Genomic DNA, 15,487 nt, shown 5'->3' with positions numbered 1-15,487 from the left:
AAGAAAATAGCGTGTGAAGAAGCTGTTTTTAAAAAACATGAAAGGAGGAGGATTACATGATGGCGCGAACACTTGAAGTGATTGTAGAACAAATTACGCATGAAACAGCTGCGATTAAAAGTTTTAAGCTAGTGTCAGCAGACCGTTCGCCATTGCCTCGTTTTAGTGGGGGTTCTCATATTACGACTTATTTGCAAACTGAAACAGGCTTAATCGAACGCCACTATTCTCTTACAAGTGATCCGGACAATACAGGCTACTATCGAATCGCCGTTCGCCGCAATGAGGATTCAAATGGAGGATCAATTTATTGGCACGATCATGTGAAAGAAGGGGATAAGATCTCCATTAGTTATCCGAAAAATTATTTTCCGCTAAGCTTTCAAGCAAAACGCCATTTATTTTTTGCAGCTGGGATTGGCATTACACCTTTTCTTTCGATGGCGAAGGAATTAAAAAAGAAGAAGGCTCCATTTGAAATACATTATGCCGCTCCTTCAAAGGAATTATGTGCCTTTTATCGCCATCTCTCCACTTTTTTTTCAGAGGAAACTCATTTTTATTTTTCAAAGGAAAACAAGAAAATGTCAACAAAGTTAATGGAAAATCAACCGATAGGAACCCATGTTTATTTCTGCGGTCCAGAGGCCATGATCAAAGGATTTGCCGATGCTGCCAAAGTCATTGGTTATTCTGAAAAAAGCATCCACTTTGAACTCTTTACACCGCCAAAATCAGGACCGATGCAGCCATTCCGGGTAAAACTCAATAAAAGCAACAAAGTGATTGAGGTGCCTGAAGGGAAAAGCTTGCTGGACACTTTATTACAGCTTCATATTGATGTGCCATATTCATGTAAAATCGGGGGATGCGGCAGCTGTCAGCTGCATGTTTTAAAAGGAGAAATTGACCATCGAGACTTTTTTCTTACCGAAATGGAGAAAAAAGAAAGCAATGTCATTTTAACATGTGTTTCAAGGGCAAAATCCGGCAGTCTTGTTTTAGATCTTTAAGAGCATACAAGAAAGGAGCAAATGGAATTGTGCACACAACAAAGGTTATCGGAATCGATGATTTTGAATTCAAGATAAACGACGTGAAATGTTCTTTTGAGGAGTTGCTGCCGGGATTTCATCAATATGATCGACTAGGAATAGTCGTACGGGAACCGGCAGGAAGTGCTGGTGCTAGCGCCTTGCTTATGGCAGCTGTCACCAGATTTTATGATTTTTATCGTCAGGATTTAACAGATGAGGAGGGCGGACTTCGAATTTATCCTGATTATTTCATTTTCCATGTCGGAAAACAGCACTTAGATCATTATTGGATGGATATATGGCCGCCCCATAAAGAGGTTATCGTGGAGGATGACCCTGAACAAATTTTAGAAGCGATTAACGATCGGGGCATCACCCGGCTGATTGTGGAAGATATCAAACCCGTTCATGCGACTTTTTTACAAGAAACCATCAGCAGTGCGCAGCAACGAATCGTCAGTGCGATAGCATATTCACCGTCAGGACGGGTTCATTTCGGCGATGTGAGTATTGCAAGCTGTCCAGCAGCAGAACGCTTCGTTTTTGACTCGTTTAATAGATCTAAGAAACTTTTTCAACAAACGGCTGCCCAATTAAAACAAAAACGGGAGAATCTATTTGTCAATGGGCGTGTTATTGAAACTTATCGCCGGATTCCTTTAACAGATGCTCTTTATATGCTTACACGCTCGAACGGTCCGGGCTTCACAACTAGCCGTTATCTTTCTATGTTGTAATTTGATAGAAATCAAGTTACGGCAATGCTTTGTTTGCTTAATATTGATTCGAACTAGCTGCAGCTTATCGTTGGAGAATATCCTGATATTCGAAAAATTCGAATTGAGAAAATTACAAATTGCTTATTCGATTCGACCATGTTGAAAAACAAACAAGGAGGTTGAAAAATGACTAAAAAAGCAGATGGGAAAACAAGCGCTTCTGAAGCAGATGAATTTTTTGCGCAAAATCAGCAAGCTGGCAATCTATTTCAATTCATCACTGGGAAACAATTTTTGTTTATCATTGATGAACCGATGATTTTGCCAACGTTGATGTTTATTAAAAAAATTCCAGAACAGACGAAGAAACAAATCTATATATTGAAGAAAAATGATAGCAGCCTTCATTCGTATAAGGGGACAGAATTTTTTCCGAATGAAGCGACTGTCCTTTCATCAACATCCAGTGAGGAAATTTACAAAATATTTGAAAGTCAATTTATCGGTACAAAGCTATTTCTTTCAGCTCAATGGTCAATGTTAAAAGAGCTGAAAAAACTGGCATTGCGGGCTGGTTTTAATGAAGATGAGATCCAGGCACAAGGATGGGGGGAGAAAGAGGAAAGGGTATTTTGTGTAAAGTGTTATCATCTGAACAAGCTGACAGCACAAAAACAAGTAACGTGTGAAAAGTGTCATGCATCGTTAGAGGTTTCAAGACACTATTCTAGGCTCCATGATGCATATTTAGGTTATTTAAAAATAATTTCATGAAACAGAAGAAGGAGGGCCTGAAAAATGGTAGGTTAAAGGCTTTGAAATCTTTAGAATAAGGGGATGATCATGTGGAGGGATTTGAACAGTTTGCCGCAATCCAAATAGAAGTATTCTATTGGTGGTGCATTGCAATCATGCTGCAGATCCATGCGGGGTTTTTGACTCTTGAAGTCGGCATCTCCCGTGTAAAAAACGTATTGGCGACGGCTTTGAAAAATATTATGACGTTAGCAGTCGTGTTACCTGCTTTCTATTTTGTTGGCTGGTGGATATACAATGCGTTTCCAGACGGTTTGATTCCGAGAATGAGTGAAGCGGCATTAGCTGCATTGCCTTGGAGTGAAAATATGGGTCCGAATATAACGGATCATGCGAGTGGAGTTTTCTGGGGTGCTTTTGCGCTGTTTGCTGCTACGACAGCTTCCATCTTATCCGGCGTGCTGATCGAACGGGTTCGATTAAGTGGATTTCTTATTCTTGCCGCTATTCTTGGATCAGTTATTTGGAATTTAGCTGCTTCTTGGGGCTGGCACGGAGAAGGATGGTTTTTAACGCAATTTGGTTATCATGATGTTGCCGCTGCAGGCGTTATTCATGCAATAGCTGGGTTTTTTGCATTAGGAGTCGTGATCAATTTAGGACCTAGAATCGGCAAATATACAGGGGATGGGAAAATTGTTAATATTCTGCCGCATAATCTTCCGTCCACTTTATTAGGGCTGATGCTCATTTATGTTGGTTTTTTCGGCTTCCTCGGAGGCTGTATAATCGCTGTTACAAATGGGGAATGGATGACGATTTACGGTAATCCTACCAATTTATCGGCTTTTGTATTCAATGCTTTAATGGGATTAGCGGGAGGTTTAATAGGGGCATATTTAGGTTCAAAAGGGGAACCGTTTTGGGTCGCTTCAGGCGGGCTGGCCGGGGTTATTTCAGTAGGTTCGGGTTTAGATTTATATCATCCAGCGCTTGCATTTGTTATAGCTGTCATTGGAGGATTGATGTGTCCATTCATTGGAAATTTTCTCGAAAGGAAAGGGATTGATGATCCTGTAGGTGCTATTACCGTCCACGGATTTATCGGGATCTGGTCAGTCCTTGCAGTCGGGATATTTGCCTCCGGCTATCCCAATATAAACGGCCCGGAAATCTCTTTTATTGGACAACTCGTATGTGCAGCGGTTGTGATCCTTCTAGGATTTCTCCCAGGCTACTGGACATCACTGCTTTTGAAAAAGCTTAATATGTTGAGAATACCAAAGCAAGCAGAGATGCTTGGTATTGATTTAACTGAAATACCTGCAACAGCTTTTCCGGAAGGAATTCCATCTACTCAAGAAAATGGAAGATTAAAAATGATCATGTCAAAGAGCAAAACTAGTTAATAAAAGGATAAAAATGTAAAGGAGGAATAGTAAATGAATACAAGTCCAATAACAAATTGGGAGCATGTTGGTGCTTATTTTACCTTTGGCCCGCATTCTATAGGGGTTGTGTTATCGATTATAGCTGCGATCGGCATCTGTGTTGCGTTGATTTACGCAATGTTTCAACATGAGAATCAAGCTTTTTCGGAAGTAAATCTATTAGCTTCGAAAGCAGTTGATGAAAAATTGGATTTTCCGAAAGAGGGTACGTACGCAGATCCATTAATGGAAAATGTAAACTAGCATAAGAGCAGGTTGCTGTCCTGATTTATTAAAATAGGAGTTTTCATACTCAAACTCTTTTTTATTTTAAATTTAACAATAAGAGAGTATTAAGTTTTGTGTCAGCCACAGCCTTGAAAGCTGTGGGATTCTGAAATGAGGAGATTAATCAATTATTATTGGAAGAATAGTACCGACAAGATGATAGCAGAATTTTCTGTTATCAATAAAAGAGGGTTTCGTATGTACACAAAAGAACCGGGCGTTGATATTTTAACGCTCGGTTTTTCATATAAGGATAAAAATAACATCTGACCTTATAAATGACAAGAAGGCGAACACCGTCTTTTTTACTGAAACATATGAAATAGTAAAAATCAATTCCTATTTTTTAAATTCCATCTCACTTCTACTTTAAAAGGGTGCAGAAAGCCTCTTTTTTATTCTTCTTTCCATCCGAAAACGGCGGAAATTTCTTTTCCTTTTATAAGCAAATATTCGCTTAGCTCATGTTCGATAGTGTCTGGAATCGATTTTTCAAAGCCGACAACAATAATAGACCCTAAAATTTCCCGCTCAAAATTAAAAATCGGAATGGCGGCAGAAGCGATGCTTGGCGCTAAAGCTTCCTGCGCAAACGATATTTTTTGATCGGCAATAAGCTGAAACTCTGTCATTAGCTCGTCTTTCGCCTGTTTGCTTAGCTTTGACAACTCCGATTCCTTCCAAACGTTTACACTTGGATCGTTTTTAAATGCCGCAAAAAGTTTTCCGGCTGCCGAGGAGATCGGAAGGATTGTTCCGACCTGTCCGCCTAAGTTCAGCCCTAAATGACTATGGATCATTTTGACGATCATTGGGCCGTTTGTTGTCCATACGGCAAGGAGAGTCGTTTCTTTCGATTTGGCATTAATTTCATGCAAAAATGGCGTGATTTTGCCAATGAGGTCCTCTTGATTGACAGCTGCCATTCCATATTGAATGAGTGTGCTCCCTAAAGAGTATAAGCCGCTTCCTTTATCCCGATGAAGGACACCGAGATTCGTAAGGGTATTTAAATATTTATATAAATTGCTTTTTGCTATATTAGTATAATGATGAATGTCGTTAAATTTCATCGGACTGCCGTTTTTGGCAATCAGGTCAATAATTGAGAATCCTACAAGCAAAGACTGAATTTGTGCATGTTTTTTATTTTCTGTCATTGCTAAAACCATCCTTCAACTGATAGGCATACTTCATCTTATTTTACCACTTCAACAAAATTTTTTCTATATTTTCAAAAAACTACTAAGACTTTGTCAATGAAAATATAAACTAGCAATAGATGAAGTGTGAAAGGATAAAAAATTTGTCCGGGATGCGAGAAAAATCCTCTCAAAAAGTCTGAAGAGAAAAATGAAGTTCCTCGCCATTTGCTTAATGATGGCAAACTGTTTTTTTATTGCATCAATTTAAGAAATTTCATTTTCGGACTGCTCTCAGTATATTCTTTATTCCTTTTACTCATCCTGCATTCCCTTTAAAAAAGAATAAGTAGATTGGAAAATTATTATCAAATGAAAATACGAGGAAAGGTTACTTATAAAGCATTCCATTACATGAAATGATATCCAAAAAGTTTATCTTCCAATTGAGATTTTATGCTATACTGAAGAAGTCTAAAAAATTTTTGAAAGTTTTGATAAGTAATTGACATCCGGCTGAACAAGCAGTACATTTTATTTATATATAATTAAACCTATTATTTTAGTAGGTTTAATTTTGCGAATATATAAGTTTAGAATTGAAGGGAGAAATAAACTATGTCAAACGAAAGAAAACTTCAGCCCGAAACGCTAGCTGTACATGCAGGACAGGTGCCTGATCCGACGACTTTGTCGAGAGCTGTTCCGATCTACCAAACGACTTCGTATGTATTTGAAGACAGTCAGCATGGGGCAGATTTATTCAGTTTAAAGAAAGAAGGAAATATTTACACAAGGATCATGAATCCAACGACTGATGTATTTGAAAAGCGTGTAGCTGCGCTTGAAGGCGGAATTGGGGCGCTGGCGCTTTCATCTGGACAAGCTGCTGTTTTTTATTCGATTTTGAATATTGCTGGAAGCGGCGATGAAATTGTTTCTTCATTTAGCTTATATGGCGGAACCTATAATTTGTTCACACATACTTTGCCGAAGTTTGGCATCACGGTAAAATTTGCCGATACGACGGATCCGCAAAATCTTGAAGCAGCGATTACTGAAAAGACAAAAGCAATATTTGCCGAGACGATCGGAAACCCAAGAGGGGATGTGCTTGATATTGAAGCGGTGGCAGCAATCGCTCATAAACATTCAATTCCGCTTATCGTTGACAATACAATTCCAAGCCCTTACTTGCTCCGTCCGATTGAATTCGGCGCAGATATAGTTGTTCATTCGGCTACGAAATTTATTGGAGGACACGGAAATTCAATCGGAGGCGTCATTGTCGACAGCGGCAAGTTTGATTGGAAAGGAAGCGGCAAATTCCCTGAGTTCACCGAGCCGGACCCAAGCTACCATGGTCTCGTTTATGCTGATGACATTGGTGAAGCTGCATATATTACGAAAGCGCGCATTCAGCTGTTGAGAGACCTTGGAGCTTCACTTTCTCCATTCAATTCATTTTTATTCTTGCAAGGGCTTGAAACGCTTCATTTGCGAATGCAGCGCCATAGTGAAAATGCGCTTGCAGTTGCGAATTATTTACTTGAGCATGAAGCGGTCGAATCTGTCAGCTATCCAGGTTTGAAAAATCACCCTTCATTCGAACTTGCACAAAAATATTTGCCGAAAGGTCAGGGAGCCATTCTGACATTCGAAATCAAAGGCGGCGTTGATGCAGGAAGAAAACTGATCGATTCGGTTCAATTATTTTCAAACCTTGCCAACATCGGCGATTCGAAATCGTTGATTATTCATCCTGCCAGCACGACTCATCAGCAATTAACGAGCGAAGAGCAGCTGGCAACCGGGGTTACACCTGGTCTTGTCCGGCTATCAGTCGGTACGGAATCGGTTGATGACATTATTTACGATCTGGAACAAGCGATTCGAGCAAGCCAAGCTTAAGATCGTATCGCCAGTTAAAAATTTTGCAGGGATTGCGGCATAAGCCCACTTCACACTGAAAAGCAGCAGGCAACCTTCAGCTGCTTTCATATCGAAAGAAGTAGAGGAAAACGACTGTTTTTCTCTACTTTTATTTTATGGACTTATGGACATACTCTGCATATTACCGTTTCCCGAAACCAGCGCTCATAGCAGTATGAAACTATTCTCGAAACCAGCGCTCATAGCAGTATGAAACTAGAAAGAAAACTGCCGCGGTTTAGCTGTCGTCAAAACCACCCTCGCTGTAAAATTCTCTCGTTTCATTTATAGGTAAAAATGATACATATGTTGATTTTAGGGGGCTGTCTAATAAGTCGATTTTCCGGCCTTATAGACGCCCCCTTTAATGTTTTAGAAACGTTGATATATCGATGTTTATGATTTTTTGTTTTTAATGGGGATTTGATTTTCTGGACACCACCGTTTTAATTTTAATTTCCAGAAAATAAATAACATTTTAATTTTTTCGTTGACAGAACCTGTTGTTTTTATTAATATTTTGTTAAATAAACGATAGTAAAAAAAACGTAATATAACAGAGAGGTGACACCGGTGTCCGACAAATATGTGGTGCACTGTTCCTTTTGCGATTCTACAAATGTTAAGAAAATAGCTGTTTTCGGCACTGCTCAGCTCGTTTCTCAATATTACTGCAACCAATGTAAAAGCGTTTTTGAATTTATAAGATGGCAAAATGATTTGAACAAGGGGGTGTAGTCTGTTTGACGATCCAAACGGTTGGAGTTGTAGGAAGCGGAACGATGGGCTCTGGCATTGCCCAAACGTGTGTGCAGCATGGATTTCGTGTATTTCTTTATGATTTAAATGATGCGATCGTTCAGAAAGCATTTACTCAAATTAAAAAACGCCTTAACAGATTAGTAGAAAAGGGAAAAATGGAGGAACAAACGTTTCAAGATTCAATATCACGAATTGAGACTTGCACCGATTTATCGCTGATGAAAGCGTGTGATCTTGTGATTGAAGCAGTTCCGGAAAAAATCAATATTAAAAAAGAAATTTTCCAAGCGCTGGATGAACATTGTCCAGAACAAACCATTTTAACCACCAACACATCATCGTTTTCTGTCACTGAAATTGCAAGCGTTACCAAAACAGGGGAAAGAGTGGCAGGTCTTCATTTTTTTAATCCGGTTCCGCTAATGCCTTTAGTAGAAATCGTAAGAGGGGTGAAAACGTCTGAGGACACGTTGAAAAAGCTTGCACAATTTGTCTCTTCTCTTCATAAAGATCCGGTTGTTTGCGAAGATACACCGGGATTTATTGTAAACAGAATTGCCCGTCCTTTTTACAATGAAGCATTGAAAATTGCAGGTGAACGTTTGGCGAAGCCCGAACAGATTGACAGGATCATGAAAAAGGCTGGACGTTTTAAGATGGGTCCTTTTGAACTGCAAGATTTAATTGGTATTGATGTGAATTTTTCCACAACGGAAACCGTCTACAATAGTTTTTTCGGAGAGGAAAGATTTCGTCCTCATTATTTGCAGCAGCGCATGGTTCAGTCAGGTAAGCTTGGCAGAAAGGCCGGTGAAGGATATTATCCCTATGAAAACTAAATCATTCACTGTAAAAGTAGCTGGAGAAGGCTCTTTAGCCGATTCGATCATAGCGCAATTGCGCGAAACAGGCCATCAGCTCGAAGATCAATCGGCTGTACATTCAAATTTTGATATTGTGATCGAAACGACAAATCTCGACATCGACCAAAAGAAAAAACTATTGGTCGAAATCGAAAAAACATTGCCAAAGGAAACGGTCATTTTGTCTACATGTCTTGGTGTAACAGCAACAGAAACCGCTTCTTGGCTCCAACATCCTGAACGATTAGTCGGATTTGCCGCATTTTTCCCTTGGGAAGATTGTGAACTTGTCGAACTTGCACCGGCTTTGCAAACCGAAAAAGAAAATGTTGAGAAAGCTAAGCAGTTTTTTGAAGAAGTTGGAAAAGAGGTCGAAGTAGTGGAAGACGGTGTAGGATTAGTATTTCCTAGAATTTTATCATTAATTATTAATGAAGCTGCTTTTGCTTTAACAGAAGGTGTTGCAAGTGCAGAGGACATAGACAAAGCAATGATGAAAGGAACGAATTACCCGATGGGCCCCCTTCGCTGGGCGGATCATATCGGTATTGATGATGTTTATGCTGTTTTAGCCGGAATGTTTAAAGAAACAGGGGAGGACCGCTACCGGCCTGCTCCATTTATCAAAAAGATGGTGTATGCCAAATGGTTCGGAAAGAAAACGGGAAGAGGCTTTTATCAATATGATTAAAAATTCCAGTTGATGATGGTAACTTCGGGAAAAGTTCAAAATGAATCAAAATGCCTGAAAAAACGGTCAAAATGGGGGTAAGAAAATGAAAGAAGCTGTGATTGTTGATGCTGTCCGAACCCCGATCGGCAGGTTCAACGGGGCATTAAGAGAGGTCCGCCCGGACGATTTGGCAGCTCACGTCGTAAGAGAGCTGCTCAAGCGAAATCCGATTGATCCTTCCGATGTGGAGGATGTAATTTTTGGCTGCGCTAATCAAGCCGGAGAAGATAATCGCAATGTGGCAAGAATGGCCGTGCTTCTTGCGGGTTTGCCTGAAACAGTTCCAGGCGTGACCGTCAACCGTTTATGCGGATCGGGTCTGGAAGCAATTAATCAAGCAGCGCTGGCGATTCAAGGCGGATTGGGAGACGTCTATATTGCAGGCGGAACCGAAAGCATGACAAGAGCTCCATATGTCATGATGAAGCCGCAGCTTTCTGGAATGAGGGACACGCCAACTTTTTATGATACAACTCTCGGCTGGCGGCTTGTCAATGATAAATTAGCGGAAATGTATCCGCCGATCAGTCTTGGCGAGACGGCTGAAAATGTAGCTGCGCGCTATCAAATTTCGAGGCAGGAGCAAGATGAATTTGCGTTGGAAAGCCATAAAAAAGCCGGAAAAGCTATACAAGAAGGGCGTTTTCAAGATGAAATTGTTCCGGTGACAATAACAGGGAAAAAAGGGGAAGAAACGATAGTAGATGCAGATGAGCATCCGAGGCCTGATACGACTTTGGAAAAGCTGAATAAATTAAAGCCTGCTTTTGTTCAAGACGGAACAGTGACCGCTGGAAATTCCTCTGGAATCAATGACGGCGCTTCCGCACTTTTAATCATGGAGAGATCGATAGCAGAAAGACTTGGCTTTAAGCCGCTGGCACGGATTGTCGGCTCCGCTGTCGCTGGGGTGAATCCATCTTATATGGGGATTGGCCCGATTCCAGCAACGAAAAAAGTGCTGCAAAGAACTGGTTTATCTATCAGCCAACTGGATTTAATCGAGATTAATGAAGCATTCGCATCCCAATCCATTGCCTGCATTAAGGAGCTGGGATTTGATATGGAAAAGGTGAATGTCAACGGTGGAGCAATTGCTTTAGGTCATCCTCTCGGCTGCAGCGGGGCGAGAATTGTTACCACTCTCGTTCATGAAATGAAAAGAAGAGACGTTAGATATGGACTCGCGACGATGTGCATAGGCGTCGGGCAAGGAATCGCCACGATTGTCGAAAAAATATAGAAAGGAATGAAAAATATGAAAAAACACTATCAGCTTTTTATTAATGGACAATATGTAGACAGCTCAAACGGAGAAGTATTCGAAACGCATAATCCTGCAACCGGCGAAGTCATAGCAACGGTAGCCAAAGCAACAAAGAAGGACGTTGACAAAGCGGTGGAGGCAGCCCGTGCTGCATTTGAGTCGGGCAAATGGCCGAGAATGACGGCAGCGAAAAGAGCTCGCCTGTTAAACCGTATAGCGGAAATGATGAGAGAGCGATTTGAAGAATTGGTTCGCGTTGAAGTATTAAACAGCGGAAAGACCGTTGCTGCTGCCAAGGGGCAAATTATGCAGGCGATTGAAGATTTTGAATTTTATGCCGCTGCATGCTTAACTCTCCAAGGTGATGTCAATCAAGTTCCAAACGGCTTTTTTAACTATACTCTTAAAGAGCCAGTCGGGGTATGCGGTCAAATTATTCCTTGGAATTATCCGCTCATGATGGCCGCTTGGAAAGTGGCGCCTGCATTGGCTGCCGGCTGCACTGTTGTCTTGAAGCCTGCTAGCTACACTCCAATTACAGCCTATATGCTTGCGGAAATATGCCATGAAGCAGGTGTTCCGGCAGGAGTCCTGAACGTCATTACAGGCAGCGGGTCTGAAATCGGACCATATATGACGGAGCATCCTGGAATCGACAAAGTTGCGTTTACAGGCGAAACGGAAACCGGAAAGGACATTATGAAGCGCGCTTCTGAAACGTTAAAACGGGTAACTTTGGAATTAGGAGGAAAATCGCCGAACATCGTCTTTGACGATTGTGATCTGGAAGGAGCCGTAAACGGTTCGCTTTATGGAATTTTTTACAACACAGGACAATCTTGTGAAGCAAGATCTCGCTTGTTTGTTCATGAAAACATTTATGATGAATTTATGGAAAAATTTCTCGAAAAAGCTTCCCGTATACGAGTAGGAAATCCGTTTGATGAAGGCGTGCATATGGGGGCCGTCATTTCCAAAAGTCATCAGCAAACAATTGATCATTACGTGAAATTAGCGGTGGAAGAGGGCGGAAAAATTTTATACGGCGGCAAAATACCGGAAGGCGGAGAGTATGAAAAAGGGTATTGGTATTTGCCGACGGTTATCGGGGATGTCACAAATGATATGAGAGTTGCACAAGAGGAAATTTTTGGGCCTGTCGTAGTTGTTATGAAATTCAGCGACGAGCAAGATGTGATCCGACAAGCAAATGATTCCATTTTTGGATTAGGTTCGGCTATATGGACGAACGATCATGGAAAGGCACACCGTGTTGCGGCACAAATAAAGGCAGGAATTGTTATGGTGAATTCGCCAATTTCTGCATTTCCTGGAACACCTTTTGGAGGCTATAAGCAATCGGGATTTGGCCGGGAGCTGGCATTGGAAACATTGAATTTGTACACGGAAACGAAAAGCGTTGTTTCTTATATCGGCAGCAAACCATTAAATCTCTTTGGACTCTAATTATATGTATAAAAAAAGATCGTTTAAAAAAAATATAATTTCTATTGAATTATTAGAATATTTAGTATATTATGTTTATGAAACGATAAAATATTAAACGTATAAATAAAGGAGGAATTGCAATGTCAGATACAGTAGCAATAGAAAAGAAAAATTTAACGGTGATCAAAAACAGCGGAGTGGCGGAAATCCATCTTCACATCAATAAAACGAATGCCTATGGACTGGAGTTTTACCAAGAATTCAACGCAGCGATCGATGAGCTTCGCTTCGATCCAAACATAAAAGTGGTCGTGCTGATGAGCGATGTGCCGAAATTTTTCTCGGCAGGAGCGGATATCAATTTCTTAAAAGCAGCGGATCCGCGCTATAAAACACAGTTTTGCCTGTTCTGTAATGAAACGCTGGATAAAATCGCCCGTTCGCCGCAAGTATATATCGCCTGTTTGGAAGGGCATACAGTCGGCGGAGGATTGGAAATGGCGCTAGGCTGCGATCTGCGCTTTATGGGAGATGAAGCAGGAAAAATCGGCTTGCCGGAAGTATCGCTTGGGGTGCTGGCTGGAACGGGAGGAACGCAGCGGCTCGCGCGGTTGATCGGGTATTCGAGAGCGCTGGATATGAACATAACTGGGGAAACGCTGACACCGCAGGAAGCGCTGGACATTGGTCTCGTCAACAAAGTGTTCCCGCAGGCGGAAACGAGAGAGCGGACGCTCGAGTATGCGAGAAGGATAGCTGAAAGCGCAAGCTATGCGGTTTCCAACATCAAGCTGTCGATCATGAACGGAAAGGAAATGCCATTGAACGTAGCCATCCGCTACGAAGGAGAGCTGCAAAACTTGTTGTTCCGCTCCGAGGATGCAAAAGAAGGATTAAGCGCATTTTTAGAAAAGAGAAAACCAAATTGGAAAGGGATATAAAAAAGAAGGACGAAGCATATCGGCCATAAACGGCCGGTATTTTTTCATCCAGAAAATAATGCGGAAATTTAAAGACAAGTCATATGCCTTCCTCAAGGAGGAGGCAGTTTTTTTTCTGATCGGCAGAGTCGATTTAAACAGCTTCAGACTTATAAAAAAATAGATTAAAAGGCTCCCTATCTTGAAGAAAAAACTTGTAAAAATGGAATTCCATCCAGCATAATAAAAATAAAAGCAAAATTCAGGAAAAAGACGGGTGTAAGAAAATGAAGCCAAGATCATTAATGTTTACACTATTCGGTGAGTACATTCAGCATTACAGCACAGAAGTTTGGATTGGCAGCTTAATTCAAATGATGTCCCATTTCGGCATTTCTGAATCTTCGATACGGGGAGCCACGTTAAGAATGGTTCAGCAAGGCTTTTTTAAAGTTCGCAAAATTGGCAATAAAAGCTATTATTCTCTTACAAATAAAGGGAAGAGAACGATGATGGACGGGTTTGCCCGCGTTTATTCAATGAGAAATTACAAATGGGATGGGAATTGGAGAATTTTGACCTATTCGGTCCCGGAAGAAAAAAGGGAGCTTCGCAATCAAATTCGAAAAGAGCTGAGCCTCATGGGATTCGGCTTGATTTCGCACGGTACGTGGGCAAGTCCAAACCCTATTGAAGATCGGGTGATGGAGTTTATAAAAGATTACCATCTCGAGCCGTATGTGATTTTATTTACTTCCAGTTCAGTAGTATCCCATGATAATCATGAGTTGATTCATAGAGGATGGAATTTTGACGAAATTGCCAAAGAGTATGAATCATTCATTGATCAATACCGGCAAAAGTATGATGATTTTAAGGAACGCATTTGGAATAATGAATTATCAGATCAAGAATGTTTTATTGAGAGAACGAAGCTTGTTCATGAATATCGCAGCTTTTTCTTTATCGACCCGGGGTTTCCGAACGACCTGCTGCCTGCTGACTGGAGCGGCTTAAAAGCTAGAGAGCTGTTTTTCAATGTACATCAGCTTTTGTCTGTACCTGCTATTCGATATTTTGAAACTTTATTTGAAAAAGCTCCCGATTGTGAATTGGAAGCGAATCGGGACAGAGCGATCAACCCTTTTATGGACATTGTTTAAAATAAAAGCAAGTAGGTGCATAATGGTGGTCAATATTGAACAAATCGGGAAAAATATATATCGCATTCCGGTTCCAATCCCTTTTCCGATGAAATACATCTATTGTTATATGGTGCGCGGTGCAGACGGATGGAGCCTTGTTGATGCAGGATTTCATAATACCGAAGCGATTGAAGCTTGGGAGCAAGTATTGAAACAAATGAATGTTCGTTATGAACAGATTCATTCGATTTATTTCACTCATTTTCATCCTGATCACTTCGGATTGGCAGGGTGGATGCAGGAAAGAACAGGAGCAAAAGCTTATATAAGCAAAGAAGATTTTGCCATGGCGCAGCGTGTTTGGGGAAAAAACAGCAGCCAGGCGGAGCAAATTGGTGAAATGTGCAGAAAAAACGGTACACCGGAAGATCTTGCGGATGAAATTGAAGAAAGTATGAGAAGTTTGGCAAAGCATGTAACGTTTCCGGAATTGACGATTCTAGAGGATGACGAGGTCATTCTAGGCGAAAGAAAATGGGAAGTTATACCGACACCTGGTCACAGCGATGGACACATTTGCTTTTATCAAAGAGAAGAAAGACTGCTGCTTGCAGCCGATCATATTTTGGATAAAATTACTCCGAACATTAGCATATGGCCCGGTTCAAGCAAAAATCCGCTTGGAAACTACATATCTTCGCTTGAAAAAATACAGCAATTGAAGGTAGACCTGGCGCTTCCTGCCCATGGGGCATTGATCGAACGAGTTGACGACAGAATATCAGAAATCATCCAGCATCATCAAAAGCGCTTGGATCAAATATTTCGACTTGCGAAGGATGGCCGTACCGCCTATGACATTGCCCAAGATTTATTCCAGCACAAAAGCTTGAATTCGCATCAATGGCGGTTTGCGATCGCAGAAACTTTGTCGCACTTGGAGTATTTAGTTTTCACAGGGCAAATTAAAAAAGAGAATCGTAACGATATTGTCTTTTATAAACAAAATAAATAATAATGGATAAGTGCATAGCAAAAAGCTAT

General features: G+C 41.0%; 15 protein-coding genes. 14 read left to right on the top strand and 1 reads right to left on the bottom strand.

The genetic code is table 11. The features are described from left to right. Positions 1-59: 59 nt before the first annotated feature. From FB379_RS14345 to FB379_RS14325, 5 genes are all read left to right on the top strand, one after another. Positions 60-1,013: a PDR/VanB family oxidoreductase gene (locus FB379_RS14345; protein ID WP_242009340.1), complete on the top strand. Its 954-nt coding sequence runs from the start codon at positions 60-62 to the stop codon at positions 1,011-1,013. Positions 1,014-1,042: 29 nt separating this feature from the next. Next, complete coding sequence (locus FB379_RS14340) at positions 1,043-1,774, top strand: hypothetical protein (RefSeq protein WP_063389437.1); 732 nt, start codon at positions 1,043-1,045, stop codon at positions 1,772-1,774. Positions 1,775-1,942: 168 nt separating this feature from the next. Further along, positions 1,943-2,530: a dimethylamine monooxygenase subunit DmmA family protein gene (locus FB379_RS14335; protein ID WP_144598253.1), complete on the top strand. Its 588-nt coding sequence runs from the start codon at positions 1,943-1,945 to the stop codon at positions 2,528-2,530. 71 nt (positions 2,531-2,601) lie between these two features. Beyond that, positions 2,602-3,921, top strand: a complete 1,320-nt coding sequence (locus FB379_RS14330; protein WP_199757348.1) for an ammonium transporter — start codon at positions 2,602-2,604, stop codon at positions 3,919-3,921. 33 nt (positions 3,922-3,954) lie between these two features. Then, entirely contained in the window at positions 3,955-4,206 is a 252-nt protein-coding gene (locus FB379_RS14325) for a hypothetical protein (protein ID WP_144598252.1), read from the top strand. Between the two features lie 419 nt (positions 4,207-4,625). Here the strand turns inward: FB379_RS14325 and FB379_RS14320 are convergent, their stop codons facing one another. Continuing rightward, on the bottom strand, positions 4,626-5,390 hold the full coding sequence (locus FB379_RS14320; RefSeq protein WP_094245469.1) for an IclR family transcriptional regulator: 765 nt from the start codon (positions 5,388-5,390) through the stop codon (positions 4,626-4,628). Positions 5,391-5,990: 600 nt separating this feature from the next. Between FB379_RS14320 and FB379_RS14315 the strand changes: the two genes are divergently transcribed. The 9 genes from FB379_RS14315 to FB379_RS14280 all read left to right on the top strand — a co-directional run bounded on the left by FB379_RS14315 (position 5,991) and on the right by FB379_RS14280 (position 15,458). Then, positions 5,991-7,283, top strand: coding sequence for a homocysteine synthase (locus FB379_RS14315; protein ID WP_063389432.1), 1,293 nt, complete (start codon positions 5,991-5,993; stop codon positions 7,281-7,283). A gap of 585 nt (positions 7,284-7,868) precedes the next feature. Beyond that, positions 7,869-8,042, top strand: coding sequence for a PaaD-like zinc ribbon domain-containing protein (locus FB379_RS19300; RefSeq protein ID WP_422386932.1), 174 nt, complete (start codon positions 7,869-7,871; stop codon positions 8,040-8,042). A 5-nt stretch (positions 8,043-8,047) separates the two neighbouring features. Continuing rightward, positions 8,048-8,905, top strand: coding sequence for a 3-hydroxyacyl-CoA dehydrogenase NAD-binding domain-containing protein (locus FB379_RS14310; protein WP_144598251.1), 858 nt, complete (start codon positions 8,048-8,050; stop codon positions 8,903-8,905). Then, positions 8,895-9,620, top strand: coding sequence for a 3-hydroxyacyl-CoA dehydrogenase family protein (locus FB379_RS14305; protein ID WP_144598250.1), 726 nt, complete (start codon positions 8,895-8,897; stop codon positions 9,618-9,620). The genes FB379_RS14310 and FB379_RS14305 overlap by 11 nt, the downstream gene beginning before the upstream one ends. Positions 9,621-9,705: 85 nt before the next feature. After that, complete coding sequence (locus FB379_RS14300) at positions 9,706-10,905, top strand: thiolase family protein (RefSeq protein ID WP_063389429.1); 1,200 nt, start codon at positions 9,706-9,708, stop codon at positions 10,903-10,905. A gap of 15 nt (positions 10,906-10,920) precedes the next feature. Further along, positions 10,921-12,396 (top strand): aldehyde dehydrogenase family protein, encoded by a 1,476-nt coding sequence (locus FB379_RS14295; RefSeq protein ID WP_117017466.1) that lies wholly within the window; start codon positions 10,921-10,923, stop codon positions 12,394-12,396. 122 nt (positions 12,397-12,518) lie between these two features. Continuing rightward, a complete protein-coding gene (locus tag FB379_RS14290; RefSeq protein WP_144598249.1) occupies positions 12,519-13,319 on the top strand; it encodes an enoyl-CoA hydratase/isomerase family protein in 801 nt (266 codons plus the stop codon). 266 nt (positions 13,320-13,585) lie between these two features. Beyond that, a complete protein-coding gene (locus tag FB379_RS14285; RefSeq protein ID WP_066251023.1) occupies positions 13,586-14,461 on the top strand; it encodes a PaaX family transcriptional regulator in 876 nt (291 codons plus the stop codon). Positions 14,462-14,483: 22 nt separating this feature from the next. Beyond that, positions 14,484-15,458, top strand: a complete 975-nt coding sequence (locus FB379_RS14280) for an MBL fold metallo-hydrolase (RefSeq protein WP_082829593.1) — start codon at positions 14,484-14,486, stop codon at positions 15,456-15,458. Positions 15,459-15,487 lie beyond the last annotated feature (29 nt).

The sequence above is a fragment of the Aeribacillus composti genome, assembly GCF_007827555.1.
Taxonomy (GTDB): Bacteria; Bacillota; Bacilli; order Bacillales; family Aeribacillaceae; genus Aeribacillus; species Aeribacillus composti.
The sequence above is the reverse complement of the archived record's forward strand: the minus strand, read 5'-3'. Positions and strand labels throughout refer to the sequence as shown.